The sequence below is a fragment of the Paenibacillus qinlingensis genome (assembly GCF_031455095.1).
GTDB lineage: Bacteria > Bacillota > Bacilli > Paenibacillales > NBRC-103111 > Paenibacillus_E > Paenibacillus_E qinlingensis_A.
On the sequence record NZ_JAVDSB010000009.1, the window covers coordinates 88,757 to 104,661 of the forward strand.

Annotated in this window: 8 protein-coding genes; all 8 read left to right on the forward strand. The window is 45.9% G+C overall.

Annotation, left to right across the window (positions count from 1 at the left end; genetic code table 11):
* Window positions 1-31 precede the first annotated feature (31 nt).
* On the forward strand, window positions 32-2,041 hold the full coding sequence (locus J2736_RS21540) for an alpha-galactosidase (protein ID WP_310500653.1): 2,010 nt from the start codon (window positions 32-34) through the stop codon (window positions 2,039-2,041).
* A gap of 1,076 nt (window positions 2,042-3,117) precedes the next feature.
* Window positions 3,118-5,226: an RICIN domain-containing protein gene (locus tag J2736_RS21545; protein ID WP_310500654.1), complete on the forward strand. Its 2,109-nt coding sequence runs from the start codon at window positions 3,118-3,120 to the stop codon at window positions 5,224-5,226.
* Window positions 5,227-5,399: 173 nt separating this feature from the next.
* Window positions 5,400-7,145 (forward strand): sensor histidine kinase, encoded by a 1,746-nt coding sequence (locus J2736_RS21550; protein WP_310500655.1) that lies wholly within the window; start codon window positions 5,400-5,402, stop codon window positions 7,143-7,145.
* Window positions 7,146-7,162: 17 nt separating this feature from the next.
* Window positions 7,163-8,734, forward strand: coding sequence for a response regulator transcription factor (locus tag J2736_RS21555; RefSeq protein WP_310500656.1), 1,572 nt, complete (start codon window positions 7,163-7,165; stop codon window positions 8,732-8,734).
* A gap of 341 nt (window positions 8,735-9,075) precedes the next feature.
* Entirely contained in the window at window positions 9,076-10,002 is a 927-nt protein-coding gene (locus J2736_RS21560; protein ID WP_310500657.1) for an ABC transporter permease, read from the forward strand.
* 19 nt (window positions 10,003-10,021) lie between these two features.
* Window positions 10,022-10,927, forward strand: coding sequence for a carbohydrate ABC transporter permease (locus J2736_RS21565; protein WP_310500658.1), 906 nt, complete (start codon window positions 10,022-10,024; stop codon window positions 10,925-10,927).
* Window positions 10,928-10,991: 64 nt separating this feature from the next.
* Window positions 10,992-12,533 carry an extracellular solute-binding protein gene (locus J2736_RS21570; protein WP_310500659.1) on the forward strand — a complete coding sequence of 514 codons (1,542 nt, stop codon included), beginning with the start codon at window positions 10,992-10,994 and terminating at the stop codon, window positions 12,531-12,533.
* A 108-nt stretch (window positions 12,534-12,641) separates the two neighbouring features.
* Window positions 12,642-15,764 (forward strand): beta-galactosidase, LacZ type, encoded by a 3,123-nt coding sequence (gene lacZ / locus J2736_RS21575; RefSeq protein WP_310500660.1) that lies wholly within the window; start codon window positions 12,642-12,644, stop codon window positions 15,762-15,764.
* Window positions 15,765-15,905 lie beyond the last annotated feature (141 nt).

Here is a 15,905-nt window from a genome sequence, read left to right on the forward strand (position 1 = left end):
CATATACAAAAGCGTGAAGGAGCGGGGAAAGATGAGAGCTAGTACGGTATTGTTTCAAGAGTTGGAAGGGAACGTCGTTGGCGGAAATGGGGTATGCCGAATAATCGTCGATCTGTCCAGCGGATTAACCAATTATGAATGGAGCACAGGCAGCAGCATGAGCGGGGCTTACAGTGTTGTAAGGATCGATGGCACCGATGTGGCTTCTACGGAGTACTCGGAGCACAAACTGGCAGCTAGCGGCATTGAGGTGATTCATGATGAATTCGGCACAGGCTGTCGCTTCTCTGTACTTCATTCTGCTCAGTTCAAGCCGGTTATGAAGCAGACGTTCTGGCTTTATGAAAAAGCGCCATACTTTTTCGTTCAGGTCGAGCTGGAGGGCGAAGCTTTGGAGACGAATTATATGTCACCATTGACGGTGGAAGCTGTTTCGTTGGCGGCTGAGGAACTGCGCGCGTTGCTCGTACCTTTTGATAACGATAAGTGGGTACGTTATGAATCCATCGCCATGCCGAATCAGCTGGAAAGCTATGAGGTGACGGCTATATTTGACCCGACATCCAGAAATGGCGTAGTCGTTGGTTCGGTGACACATGATACGTGGAAAACCGGTCTGAAAGTAGTCGGTAAAGAGGGGGCTGCCATTCACCGTCTGGAGGTATTTGGTGGCGCAGCCGGGGAGTATACACGCGATACGATGCCACATGGAACGCTGATCGGTGGAACGCTTACTTCACCGCGTATCTTTGTGGGCATGTATGAGGATTATAGAACGGGACTAGAGGAATATGGAAATGCTAATGCGTTGATAGCCCCACCTCTACAATGGGAACTGGGTACTCCTTTTGGATGGAATAGCTGGTCGGCGGCTGGGGATAAACTTGATTATGAGTTATACACGCATACGTCGGACTTTTTAAAAAGCTTGTCGGATTGCGGGTTTCATCATCAGGGGACGCTCTATATCAACTTCGATTCCTTCTGGACGAACTTATCGCAAGAGCAGCTAGAAGCCGCCGTGCGTCACGTTCGTGATAATGGACAGAAGGCTGGCATCTATTGGACACCTTTTGCCTTCTGGGGGCATGATTATGATCGGTTGGTGGAAGGGACTGATGGTAAATATACGTACCGAGAGCTACTGATGCGCGATGAAAAGGGGCAAGTTCTCCCCGAGTTGGATGGCGGGCTTGCCATTGATCCTACCCACCCTGGCAATCTGTTAAGGACGGAGTTTTATCTAGAACGTTTTGTCAGGTGCGGGTTCGAGTACATTAAACTCGACTTCCTTGGACACGGTGCGTTGGAAGGTGTGCACTTCGATAAATCGGTGCGTACAGGAATTCAAGCGTATAACCTTGGCATGGCGTTGATTAAAGACAGACTTAACCCTAAAGCAATTGGTCGTCCATTCTTTATTAACTTGTCCATCGCGCCGATGTTTCCCCATCAATACGCGCATAGCAGGCGCATTTCCTGCGACGCTTTCGGGACATTGACAGATACGGAGTATATGTTGAATGCACTTACCTATGGCTGGTGGATGAATGGAAATTTATTTCCATTTAATGATCCTGATCATACGGTTCTATACAAAAGCTTTAACCAAGAACCTACGATGGTACAAGAAAGTAGGAGCCGTCTGAATGCGTCCCTCATTGCCGGGACAGTTCTTCTCATGGGGGATGATTTCCGTCATGAGGAGGCAAGAATAAGGGCGGAGGATTGTTTGACTCGTCCTGAGTTACTGGAAATTGCGAAAAAAGGGGAAAGCTTTATACCGCTTGAGGGGAATACGGATGCGGCTTCTGACACTGTTTTTTATAAAAGGGCAGGTGACAACTGTTTCATTGCCGTATTTAACTTTAATAAAGAAGAAACAGTTGAGGCCGTCATCCAACTTGACCGATTAGGCCTGCCTCGTGACATGACTTATTCGCTGCATGACTTATGGGAGGAAACTGATATACCGTCAACTGGTGATATCCGAGTTCGCTTGGAACCGGCGGAGTCGAAAATATTGAAGCTGATTTTTTAGTGTGGGGATTGCGAAGCGTAACTCGATTTGATCGAGTTACGCTATTTTTATTTAGAGTGCTCTAAATGGCGGGGGAGGGCTCGAAAAGGCAAAGTCGCCGCCCGTAACACGAAAAAATCGAGTTACAGCACTCGAAAAGCCTTAGCGTCCGCCCGTAACACGATAAAATCGAGTTACGGCACTCGAAAAGCCACTGCTGCCGCACGTAACACGAAAAAAGAGACTGTCGATTAATTATTTTGAGGGGTCCCAATTCCGTTAAATAGCTGAGAATCGATCTGCCAAGTCATTTCTAATCGATTAAATATTTTTTCGGTTTGAACTAACTCATTAAAATCGATTGTAGGGCAAACGCTTGGGAATTAATCGACAGTCTCAAAAATCGAGTTACAGCACTCGAAAGGCCACAGCGTCCGCCCGTAACACGAAAAAATCGAGTTACGGCACTCGAAAGGCCACTGTGACCGCACGTAACACGAAAAAATCGAGTTACAGCACTCGAAAGGCCACAGCGTCCGCCCGTAACACGAAAAAATCGAGTTACGGCACTCGAAAGGCCACTGTGATCGCACGTAACACGGAAAAATCGAGTTACAGCACTCGAAAGGCCACAGTGGCCGCCCGTAACACGGAAAAATCGAGTTACAGCACTGCAAAAGCTAGTTTGATTGATAAGCCTGCAACTTTCGCCGTCTCAGAGTGCAGTCGGTACTGTTGGAAATCTGAGGCTGCAAAAATCGACGTCTCGAAAAGGGAATCGCGCCAAGTCCGACTAGTTTGTTAACCGAGCCTGCCACTTTCGCCGTCTCAGAGTGCAGTCGGTGCTGATGTGAATCTGAGGCTGCTAAAATCGACGTCTCGGAAAGGAAATCGCGCCAAGTCAGACTAGTGTGTTAACAAAAGTTTAGAAATCGTTGCTTTGCTATCTATTCGGTCCTTCAAAAATTAACTAAAATATACTATGTGAAAGCGCTTTATTAAAGCTGATTTTTAAAGGGGGACACAGACAAATAGAGGCACAAGTTTAGTACATTTGATGAAATCAATTCCATGTAATTTACTAAGAGAGGATGTCCATGATGATGACACGCATGCAAAATATTAATTGGCTGCAAGAACAGAAAAAAGTAGTGTCGATTGTAGGAGCGATGTTTATTGCGATCATGTTGCTTATGTTTGCACAGCCAGTGAAAGCCGCATCAGCAGGAATTGTGAACAATGAGCTCAAGTATGCAACGAACGGTGAGGAGATCTGGGCACAAGGCGGCTGGACGATGAAGGAAGGAGACACGTACTATTGGTACGGCCTCGACGCATCGGAACCTATGTATTTGCCAAATGGTACACTCAATCCGAACTGGAAAAAGAAAGTTAGTGCCTACACGTCCACAGATCTTATGACTTGGACAGCGCATAGGGAAGTTGTCGACTTTGATTCCATTGCTGCGTATCGCACAGCGAACCCGGGTACGACTGTCCCTGCTTTTGATACGAGTAACTGGTTCGGTAGGCCGCTTGTTCAGTATAACAGTGAGATGGGTAAATATGTGATGTACCTGGAATGGGGCTGTTGCGGGTACCGCGCTTCCATTTCGATTTGGAGTAGTGATTCACCAGTGGGTCCGTTCGAATTCCAGCAAGTCATTCCTAATCCAGGCGGTTACTACGGAAATGGTGATCTGGGTTCGATTTTCACCGACGATGACGGCACTACGTACATTACGCAAACCGTGGATTGGAAACTACAATCAGACGGCATCACACCTAGCTATAACTCCGGCATTTATATCGGCAGAGTGGACACAACACTCATTAATAATAAATATGAGATCAATGTCACACCTGTGGTACTATTTAAGTCAACTGGCCCTAATAAAGAAGCGACTACATTGTTCAAAGTAGGATCCACGTATTACATGCTGGCTTCGGAGACCAACGGTTGGAAATCGAGCCCAACGTATTACTATACCGCATCAAGTGTAACCGGAACATGGAGTTCTGCCATAAAGGTTGGGACAACCGCTTGGAATGGAACAACTTACGCGGGAACGAGTCCTACGGGCGCAAATTCTTTTGATACGCAAATTGATCAAATTCTACCGATTCAAGGAACATCCGGAACGACATATATGTATATCGGAGATCGTTGGAGCAATATGAAAGAGAATGGTGCTATTGCAAGCACAGGACCTGGTCGTAACCAATGGTATCCATTGACCTTCGATAGTACAGGCAAGCCTATTATTAACGGTTATCAAAATTGGAACATCGATTTGGCAGCTGGCACATGGAGCCCTGCTACGCCTACTTCTTCTATGAATACGCAATTAACCTACGCAATTGTGAATGGTAATTCGGGTAAGTCGCTTGGCATTTCGAGCAATCTTACGAGTGCTGATGCGACGCTTCAACAGAGTTCTTATACCGGAGCAGTCAGCCAATCATGGAAGCTCGTTCATATTGGGGGCGGTTATTACAAAATTCGGAACACGAACAGCGGATTGTACATGGATGTTAGAAATGAGTCGGCAGCAGATGGCGGGCAGAGCATCCAATGGACAGCTAATGGCAACAATAGTCAGCAATGGCAGTTAGTTGACGCAGGAGGCGGCTACTATAATATCAAGAACCGCAACAGCGGTAAGATGTTATGTATAAGCGGGGGGTCAACGGATGACAGTGCTGCTGTGGTTCAGTGGTCTGGATCAGGCTCGGCCAACCAAAAGTGGCGCTTCGACGCAGTGGCTCCCATTGATTTGACCAAGACCTATGCGATTGTCAATCGCAATAGCGGTAAGTCACTAGGCACAGTAAACAACGCTGCAACGGCTGGTACGAATGTCGAACAGCGCACTTATGCAAGTGCGGCAAGTCAGTCCTGGCAGTTCGAATATACGAACGGTTATTATAAAATCAAAAATGTAAGCAGCGGCACTTACTTGGATATTAACAACGCTTCTACGGCTAGCGGAGCGAACAATATCATTAACACAGCCAGCAGCTCCACTAGCCAGCTATGGCAGCTAGTTGATGTAGGCAACGGCTTCTACAAACTTAAAAACGTAAAAAGCAGCTTAATGCTCGGCCTAGACGGCGGCAGCATGAACGACGGTGCACTAAATAAACAATGGACAGAGTCCACTTCTTTGAACCAAAATTGGAGCTTTACCGTTCTTAATCCTTAATGGGTATGTTGACCGGAGACACTTTACATGTCTTCGGTTTTTAATTATTTTCTAATAAAAAGTTGATTTTATACTCCTTTCCGTTGATTTTTTGTATATTCTAGACGGGCACGTATACCCTAAACTGAGAATGTAGGCGTTCTGTAGTTAAATCGTAGAAGGGTTGGCTAGGTATGACACGATTATTCTTCAGAAGCACATATATGCCTTTTACGTATAAAATGATGATTTCTTATCTCTTGCTTGTGCTGGTTACTGACATAGCGATCGGCTACGCCTCCTATACGATGCTGGTTAAGTCTCGTACGGAAGTCGCACAGACGGGTATTCGTGCAGCACTGGAGCAGACGCGCAATAATGCGGATTACCGAATGGCGGAAGTCCAGCGAATTTCGGACCAGCTGTTTGGCAACCTGCCCTTCCAACGCGCATTGACGAAACACGGCGATCGAGCAACGATGTACTTAACTGTCATCGACGAAGTGATTCCGCTGCTGCAAGCGCCGCTTGATCTGTTCGGCAGTCCAATTCGGCTGACACTCTACGCGGTCAACCCAGATATCGGTGAATCAGCAAGCTCTTCCGAGACGACGCCAATTACCAGAAGTGATTATTTTATGCAGCACTTTTCTGCTGTGCAGAGCAGTCCCTGGTTTCAAAAGCTGGAGGCCGAAGGCGTGGATAATCTCTGGTTTCAGGCTGACGAGGATCGAGAGCTTGGCAACGTATCGCTTTTTCGCAAACTCGTCTTATTTACTGACTATAGTACGGTCATTGGTTATATAAAAATTACGGTTAATCTCGATAGTTTACTAGGCAACATCGTCAAATATCCAGAGCAGGGACTTGGTTTGCGTTTCTATGACCAGCGAACAGAGTCTACTTTGTATGAGAGGCTTCCCAATAACATCGGTACGACGTATTTGAATCTGCGTGAAGAAATTGTAGGTACTTCGTTCGCCATTGAAGTTCGCGTGCCGCACGGTTATTTGAACAAAGATGCCAAACGGCTACAAGTGACGATTGGGCTGATCTGTGCTGCAAGCTTTATCGTGATGGGGATTATCGGGTTTGTCGTAGCGACGTTGTCTGGACGAAGAATGAAACGAATTGTCTCCTTCATTACATCCATGAAAGAAGGAAAACTGGATCGCCGGCTTTCTGTGAGCGGTAACGACGAGTTTGAACTTATCGCCCATTCATTCAATAACATGGCCAGTAGTATACAGCAGCTTATTCAAGATGTGTATAGTCAAGGGGTTCAAAAAAAACAAGCGGAGCTTGAGGCACTGCAAGCGCAAATCAATCCGCATTTTCTATACAATACCTTATCGGCTATCAGTAGTCTAAGCAATTTGGGCAAGACTCGCGAGGTAACGGAGATGGTTAAGCTGCTCTCCCGCTTCTATAGATTGACGCTGAACGAAGGACAGGTTCTTATTCCGCTCAAAAAAGAATTAGATCAAGTGGGAGCGTATCTTGACATTCAGAAGGTCAAATATGCGGATGCTTTTCAAGTTTATATTGAGATGGACCCCGTAGTTAAAGATGTACAGATTATCAAATTGTTGCTGCAACCCTTTGTTGAAAATGTGTTCAAGCATGCCTGGTTTGAGGAAACGATCGCGATTCGTATTACGGCGAAGCGGATAGGGGATAGCCTAGAGCTAAAGGTTATTGATAACGGTATCGGCATGCGCCCAGAAACGGTTCAGAAGGCACTTCGAGGTGGAGCACAATCGAACGCTTATGGACTTAAGAATGTGAATGAAAGAATTAAACTTCGATATGGCACTGATTACGGCGTGCAAATAGCTAGCGTTTACGGCGGCGGGACAACCGTCCAGATTCTGTTGCCATTTCATATGAATGAATTCCCAGAACTAGACGTGTCGAGTTATACTCGCAAACACACATGAATGAGTGGTGAGATATCATGAACATTAACATTTTGCTTGTCGATGACGAAGCGATTGATTTGGAATGGCTGCGAGTAAGGGTTGAGGCAACCGATTGCCAAGGACTGCGAGTTGCGGGAACGGCGAAGAGTGGTTTCGCCGCACTTACCTTAATGAAGCAGGAAAGAATTGATATCGTGCTATCGGATATCCGTATGCCGATTATGTCGGGTTTTGAATTCGCGCGAAAAGCAAGAGAAATAAATCCAGAAGTTCGGATTGCTTTTATAAGTGGACATGAAGATTTCGGTTATGCGAAGGAAGCCATACAACTAGAGGCATATGACTATTTGTTAAAGCCTGTCGATGACGATGAGCTGGCCAAGATGATTGCAGGTCTTTGTGCCAAGGTCGAGGAAGATCGTCGCCTCCACTCCTCTCTTTCTGAAGCATTGCCGTTTGTTCAGCGAGAATTGCTGCTGCGCTGGTTCCAGGAAGCATCTCCGGGTATTGCCGAAGAGCGGGTGGCCGAGTTTGTGTCGCCTTTTATCGAGAAGGGTACAGCGGTGGCATTGATTGAAGCAGATGACTTTGAAAGACATTCGAAAGATATGACCGTAGAAGATCGGCGTGCATTATGGACAAGGATCGAGCAGCATCTGATAGAGAGTGTTCAGACTAAAAGACTGGGGAGCCTGATGAATGGTTACGCGAATAGGTTCGTTCTTTTGGCAACAGGCGGCGCCGATATAGGAAATGAACTTGAAGAACTGATTCGTTCGTTCGGTAAGTCCTTCCCATTTACCCTAACCATTGGGCTTGGCGTTCGTGCATATAGCGAGGATGAGCTTCATCAATCCTATCGGCAAGCGGAGATGGCGCTTAGTATCAAGTGGGTGCTGGGGAAGAACAGAGTGATTCGCGATGTAACCTTCGAGCAACCTGTTAAGGTGGGAACAGTGAATACTGAACAAATCTTCGAAGAAGTACTGCAAGCCATACTCGATTATGACCTTGTGAAGATTGATGATGGATTAACGGCCATCTTCCGCCCTGATTTAGCGCTGCATCGCAAGAGCGAGGCCTATGATCTGATCAACCGAATGACGTCGAAACTACATGGCGATTTACAAAAATTAAATGAAAATTTGTATGAACTTCTGAATTGGGAATCCCATCAGCCGGATGTGCTATTCGAATTCGAGACGATGAATGATATTGTATCCTGGCTGCGCAGAAGATTTTTCGAGTTGTCTGAACTGCTCTATATGAAAAGACGGAAACAGGACCGTAAATTGATAGCAGAAATTAGGAGTTATGTAGAAGAACGGTTGGAGAACAAAGTTACGTTGAAAGAAGTTGCCGCGCGTTTCGACTTTACACCTAACTATCTGGGCCATTTGTTTAAAACGGAAACGGGGATGGGGTTCAGCGAATTTATGAATGACATCACTATGAAACGAGCTTGTGAGCTTCTGGATAATCCTCGGTTGAAGGTGTATGAAATCGCAGACAAAATTGGTTATCGAAACGTCATTTATTTTAATCGCTCTTTCAAGCAGGCTATAGGTATGTCGCCAAGGGAATATCGCAAAAAGAATAAAATATAAAGTTCGTAATGTGAGGACGATTGAACAAGAGAGGGATTCATGCAATCATGGTGATGTTTTCTGAAAATGGGGGGAGCTTAGGAGCTCCCGTATTTGCGACTTCCATTGTCATAGACGGCAATGGAACTGGAAAAATTTTCGAAGGAGAAGGTGTGGTATTCAAATGAGCAGCAGTGGAGCAATCCGCTACTGCTTTTTTTATTCCAGCTGCTACTTACATAGCCTTGCAAAATATAAAAGATGTTCGTTGATTTTGTATACGTTTTTGTTGTTCTGCTAAATGATATCCATTTCGCCTTCCCTTTATAATAAGAAACAGAGAGAGAGAGAGGAGTAGAGACATGATAAAAAGACAACAAAGATTTTGGCATGAGCTAGTGAAGAGTAGAACTCTGCTGCTCATGATAATGCCAACAACACTGTTATGTTTATTGTTTTCCTACATCCCGATGGCTGGGATCGTAATTGCTTTCAAGCAGTACAACTATACAGGCGGTATTTTTGGGAGTCCATGGGTAGGGTTTGATAATTTTAAATTTTTCTTTCAATCCGGTAACGCTTGGCTGGTAACGCGTAATACAGGGTTGTATAACATTGCCTTTATTATTCTCGGGAATATCCTGCAAATTGGAGCAGCGATTCTACTCTTTGAAGTCGGAGGCAAATGGTTCCGCAAAATTATCCAATCGGCCATGTTCCTGCCGTACTTCATCTCTTGGGTAGTCGTCGGCTCGATCGCATACAGTTTCTTTAGTTACGACATTGGCGCACTGAACAACTTGATGACATCGCTCGGCATGGAGAAGATCGATATCTACAATACGCCGGCTTACTGGCCTTACATTCTGCTATTCTTCCACACTTGGAAGTCCCTCGGCTACGGTATGGTGATGTACTTGGCAGCGATTACAAGCATCGATACCGAAATGTACGAAGCGGCCGAAATTGATGGAGCGAACGTGTTCCAGCGTATCTACCATGTGACCCTTCCCAATTTGATACCGACGACGACAATTCTCGTTCTGTTATCTGTTGGTCACATCTTCCGCGGCGACTTTGGAATGTTCTACAATCTGGTTGGCAACAACGGTATGTTGTTCTCATCAACAGATGTTATTGATACGTTTGTCTTCCGGTTGTTGATGACGACCAACGAAATCGGCATGTCAGCCGCAGCGGGTGTTTATCAATCGGTTCTCGGCTTCGTGACCATTCTAATGGTCAATTATGCAGTACGTAAATACGATAAGGATCGCGCTTTATTCTAAGCGGAGGAGGATAATTCATATGCAAGCAACAGCCGTTAAACGCGGCCTACAGAAGGATAGACTCCTTCTCTCCGCCATTGGGTACGTCATACTGATTTTCATGGCATTATTATGCATCATCCCATTCTGGATCGTTCTAGCATCTTCATTCACGGATGAAAATACGATTCGATTAAGCGGATATAGTCTTATTCCAAAGTTATTTTCGACCGAAGCGTATCGGATTATATTCGAATTTCCCGAAGCTATTCTTAGAGCATATGGCGTAACCATTACGGTTACGGTTGTCAGCACGGTGCTCGGCTTGTTCCTAACGGCAATGACCGCTTACGTGCTATGCCGCAAAGACTTCAAATGGCGCAACCATTTCGCTTTTTACTTCTTTTTTACCACATTGTTCAGTGGAGGGCTTGTCCCGTGGTACTTGTTAATTGTTAATTATTTGGATCTAAAAAATAACTTGATCGTCCTTATACTTCCGACGTTAGTAAATGTATTCAACATTCTAGTCATGAGGTCGTTCATGAGTGGAATTCCGGATGCCATTTCCGAGTCAGCCAAAATTGATGGTGCCGGTGATTTTCGTATCTTCCGTAGTCTTATTCTTCCGCTTTCCAAGCCCGCGTTGGCCACAATCGGTCTGTTTATCGCGCTGAGCCACTGGAATGATTGGTATATGGCCTTGCTCTTTATATCCGACGAGAAGCTAATGCCGCTGCAGTATTATTTGTATAAGATGCTCGGCAATCTGGAGGGCATGCGTGACGCTATGCTCGGATCTGGAGGCGGCATGACAGTGACGATTCCTGGTGAAAGCTTGAAAATGGCGATGACCGTCGTCGCGACAGGCCCAATCATTCTTGCTTATCCATTCATCCAAAAGTACTTCGTAAAAGGATTAACGATTGGTGCAGTAAAAGGGTAAACTCAGGGAAACCTGATTATCAATAGGAAAGACAACTAACAGAATGAAAAGGGGTAGCATCAGAATGAAGAGATTAAAATCCATGAGTCTTGTGTTGACAAGTCTTTTAACAGCGTCAATCATGCTTAGTGCCTGCGGTAACAATGAGAAACCGAACAATGCCCAAAGTACGGCCTCTACAAGTCCCAAAGACGCTGCCATCGATACGTCGAAAGCCGTTGACTTGAAGATGATCATGCTCGGACCGAAACCGGCCGATTATGACCTCGTATTCGGAGAAATTAACAAGATTTTAAAACAAAAAGTAAACGCTACACTCCAAACGGAGTTCTTAGATTGGTCCGATTATAAACAAAAGTATCCGCTTAAATTTGCAGCAAACGAAGACTTTGACCTTGTCTTCACTGCGAACTGGTCATCATACGCAGATCAAGCCAATAAAGGCGGCTTCCTTGAGTTGAAAGACGATATGCTAGCTAAATACGCGCCAATAACTTGGAAAACGATTGATAAAGTCAAGTGGGATCAAGCGAAAGTGAAAGGCAAGCTTTACATGATCCCGTACAACATTCCGAATGAATACAAGGAAAAGACCATTATTTATCGTGAAGACTTACGTGAGAAGTACAGCTTGCCGCCAATTACGGACGGGGCTTCGTTTGCGAAATACTCGGATACGATTGCCAAAAATGAAAAAGGCGTTACGCCATTTGGCGCTACACTAGGGACTGTCCACACGTTGGATACGTTGTTGTTACTACAAAAGAACAACTGGAAGCAAATTGACGGCACGCCGTTTGCTTTCAATGCAAATGATGCAACGGGCAAAGTGTTTAACATTTACGACACGCCTGAATTCAAAGAACTTCTAACTTACTACAAAACGCTTGCAGAGAACGGCTCTTGGATGAGAGATGTCCTAACTTACAAAGGCAGCCAAACAGAAGATTTCAAAGCGGGTAAAATTGCCTCATACTCACATACATTGTCTGCCGCTGCTTCTGCTGTAAATGCTGTGAAAAGCTTGCATCCAGATTGGAAAGTCGGTATTGCGGATATCGCGCCAGATAGCAAGAAATCAAACCCTATTTCAACACAAAATGGTATGTCTATTCATGCAACGTCGAAATTCCCTGAGCGTTCATTGATGGTGCTCGACTTGCTGCAAAATGATAAACAGCTTCACGATCTAGTCATGTATGGTATCGAAGGCACGCACTATTCGGCTGTCGGTAACGATCAATACATGAAATTGGACAAATTCGCTAGCTTTAACACGTTCACGAACTGGGGCTTCCAGTCCACATTGAACCGTACAGAGACGACTTACCCGCAAGCCGCGAAAGACATCGAGGCAAAATGGAAACCGCAAGTTATGCATTACAAACTTGAAACGTTCGTATTTGATACCTCGAAAGTTGTTAATGAAGTGTCAAATGTCAGCAACGTAATGACGCGTTACGGACTGCCGCTGGAATACGGTCTTGTGAAAGAGACTGACAAAGGATTGACAGAGCTGACATCACAGCTTAAGGCAGCAAATGCTGAAAAAATTCAAACGGAAATTCAAAATCAAATTAACACGTTCCTAGCTGAAAATAAATAAGACCCGTACCCGTAACCGTAACCCGGAAGAAAGCGCCTTGTTTGAAGGTGTCTAACTTCCGGGTTGCTCTTTGAGTACAGGACCAATAGAGGAAAGAAGGCATCAAGAATGAAGCAAAAATTTAAGCATACGCTTCCGGTCAACGGCTACCCAGAGTGGAACAATAATCCTGAAATTTTTGAATTGAATCGCATGAAAGCACACGCAACACTTATGCCTTTCGATTCCGTGGCAGAAGCGCTTACGAATGACCGCCAAGCTTCTCGGCATTATTTATCGCTGAACGGCACGTGGAAGTTTGCTTTCGCGGAGTCACCATCGGAGCGGATTACGAATTTCTATGAGGTTAGCTTTGATCATAGGGGATGGAATGACATTCATGTACCTGGACACTGGCAGCTTCAGGGGTACGATTATCCGCAATATACGAATTTTCGCTACCCGTGGGAGACTTCAGAACCGGAACTAGCTCCTCCGTTCGCACCTACGAAATATAATCCTGTTGGATCGTATACACGTACATTTACGGTGCCGGAGTATTGGCTGGAACAACCTGTTTTCATCAGTTTCCAAGGCGTAGAGTCCGCATTCTACGTGTGGGTCAATGGTGAACTTGTGGGCTACAGCGAGGATACATTTACACCGGCTGAATTCGATCTTACTCCTTACTTAAGGGCAGGTGAGAATAAGCTTGCGGTCGAAGTGTATCGTTGGTGCGATGCCAGCTGGCTGGAGGATCAGGACTTCTGGCGGTTGAGCGGTATTTTCCGCGATGTGTACCTGTATACGGTGCCTAAAGCGCATGTGTACGACTTCTTCGTAACAACGGAATTTGACGAGGCGTACCAAGATGCAGAGTTGAAAGTGAAAGCGACGCTGATGAATTATTGGGAGGTCGCTTTAGGTGCAATTACGCTGGAGGCACAGTTGTATGATGCGCAGCAGAGCGCTGTGTTGACAGCGCCGATGAGGGTAACTACATCGCTTGGCAGCAGTCATTCAGAAGCGCAAGTAGAGGTTTCAGCACATGTCGACAATCCGCTGAAATGGAGCGCAGAGGAGCCGCACCTCTACATGGTTGTGCTGAGTCTGAAAGATGAGAATGGGGAACTGCTGGAGACGATCTCCACACAGGTGGGCTTCCGTAAATTCGAAATCAAAGATGGACTCATGCTAATCAACGGACAACGCATCGTGTTTAAAGGCGTTAATCGTCATGAATTCTGTATAGATGATGGCCGCGTGATGAAGATGGCCGACATGTTGACAGATATTAAGCTCATGAAGGCTTACAACATCAATGCTGTGCGTACGGCCCATTATCCCAACAACCCGCTATGGTATGAGCTATGTAACGAATATGGCTTATACGTCATTGATGAAACCAATCTGGAGTCGCACGGCACTTGGCTCGGCTGTCAGAATGAAATGCTTCCGAATATTGTCCCTGGCAACAAACCAGAATGGACGGCGAATGTTATTGACCGTGCGAATGCTATGATGCAGCGGGATAAGAATCATCCTTCCATTGTGATCTGGTCGCTTGGTAATGAAGCGTTCGGTGGTGATAATTTCGTACACATGCATGATTTCCTGCGCGAGGCAGATCCGACAAGGATCGTTCACTATGAAGGAGTTGTCAATTGGAAGGAATCGGCTGCCGCGACAGATGTGGAAAGTTACATGTATATACGACCTGAAGGATTGATTGCGTATGCCAATCAGAGAGGACCGAAGAAGCCGTATATCTTATGCGAGTATAGTCATGCTATGGGTAATTCTCTCGGCGGCTTGCATCTATACACGGAATTATTTGATAAGTATCCTGTGCTGCAGGGCGGCTTTATTTGGGACTGGGTTGATCAGAGTCTCTGGCAAACAGACGCGGACGGTAAGGCCTATAAGGCGTACGGTGGAGACTTCGGTGAATCACCGCATTCCGGCAATTTCTGCGGCAACGGGCTTCTACTTGCTGACCGTTCCGTTTCCCCGAAATTAATTGAAGCCAAGAAATGCTATGAGAATATTGTGATTACCGAAGTGGATGCTGCGCAAGGTATCTATCAGGTGAAAAATAAAAACCTGTTCACAAATTTGGACGCCTATTTGCTTCAATGGACGATCGCTGTAGATGGCGTTGTATGTGCGGAAGGCCATCTATCTGTATCCGTCGCACCTCTTGAAAGCAAGGAGATTCAGCTCGCGCTGCCGAAGCACGACCCCAACGGAGAAGCCGTACTTACCATCTCCTTTGTAACGAAGAAAGCGGAGAAATGGGCGGAAGCGGGTCATGAAATTGCATTCGAGCAATTCGTGCTTCCGGTCGGGAAGCCAGTTGAAGCTGTGATTGAGGCTGCGAAGAGCTACAATCCGGTTTATATGGCCGTCAAATCTGGCACGCTAATGGTAAGTGGCAAGGGCTTCACTACGGAATTTGATACGGTAAACGGCAGCTTGGTTTCCTATATCGTTGGAGGTTGTGAGCTCCTCAAGGGAGCACTAGTACCGAACTTCTGGCGTGCCTACACGGATAACGATCGCGGTAATAAACAGCATGAACGTTGCGCAACATGGCGACATGCAGGCGAAGAACGCACGCTCCGCTCGTTCCGTTGGGAGTTGCTTGCTGATCGTGTTATCGTACATGCAGCCTATGTGTTGCCTACAGCATCAGAGTCGTTTTGCTCGATCACGTATACGGTGTTTGGTAATGGAACGATCCGAGTTGAGCAGCAGCTTGTGCCCGGCAATCGTCTGCCAGAAATACCTGAAATCGGCATGATGTTTCGTATGGACGGTTCATTCACGGACCTGTCGTGGTACGGCAAAGGGCCGCATGAATCCTATTGGGATCGTCAGTTGAGTGCAAAAATTGGACTGCATCGAGGCAAAGTTGCCGATCAGTTCGTGCCTTATCTAAGACCGCAGGAGTGTGGCAACAAGATGGATGTCCGCTGTGCCGCAATCTCAAATCCGAGCGGTGTTGTCCTGCACATTACAGGTGAACCTACCTTCGAGCTAAATATATTGCCCTATACGCCATGGGAGCTAGAGGCCAATGACCATGTCTATAAGCTGCCGGCAAGCGATAAAACGGTTGTACGAATCAATTATCGTCAAATGGGTGTTGGCGGGGATGATAGTTGGGGTTCAAAGCCGCATCAGCAATTTTTACTGCTTGCTGACAAGACTTATTCCTACAGCTTTACGCTGCAAGGAAAGGTAAACTAGTATAAAAGCATTCATACGACTTCTATTGAGCTTACGAGTGACTGGGTCACTTGTAAGCTTTTTTGTATGGCTCGCCGCCGGCAGCAGCTCTCTAGGAGCGCTGTAAGTCGAAAAATGAGACTGTCGATTAATTATTTTGAG

Coding starts and splice junctions, on each gene's coding strand:
- J2736_RS21540 (WP_310500653.1), top strand. CDS start 32: ATGAGAGCTAGTACGGTATTGTTTCAAGAGTTGGAAGGGAACGTCGTT.
- J2736_RS21545 (WP_310500654.1), top strand. CDS start 3,118: ATGATGATGACACGCATGCAAAATATTAATTGGCTGCAAGAACAGAAA.
- J2736_RS21550 (WP_310500655.1), top strand. CDS start 5,400: ATGACACGATTATTCTTCAGAAGCACATATATGCCTTTTACGTATAAA.
- J2736_RS21555 (WP_310500656.1), top strand. CDS start 7,163: ATGAACATTAACATTTTGCTTGTCGATGACGAAGCGATTGATTTGGAA.
- J2736_RS21560 (WP_310500657.1), top strand. CDS start 9,076: ATGATAAAAAGACAACAAAGATTTTGGCATGAGCTAGTGAAGAGTAGA.
- J2736_RS21565 (WP_310500658.1), top strand. CDS start 10,022: ATGCAAGCAACAGCCGTTAAACGCGGCCTACAGAAGGATAGACTCCTT.
- J2736_RS21570 (WP_310500659.1), top strand. CDS start 10,992: ATGAAGAGATTAAAATCCATGAGTCTTGTGTTGACAAGTCTTTTAACA.
- lacZ (WP_310500660.1), top strand. CDS start 12,642: ATGAAGCAAAAATTTAAGCATACGCTTCCGGTCAACGGCTACCCAGAG.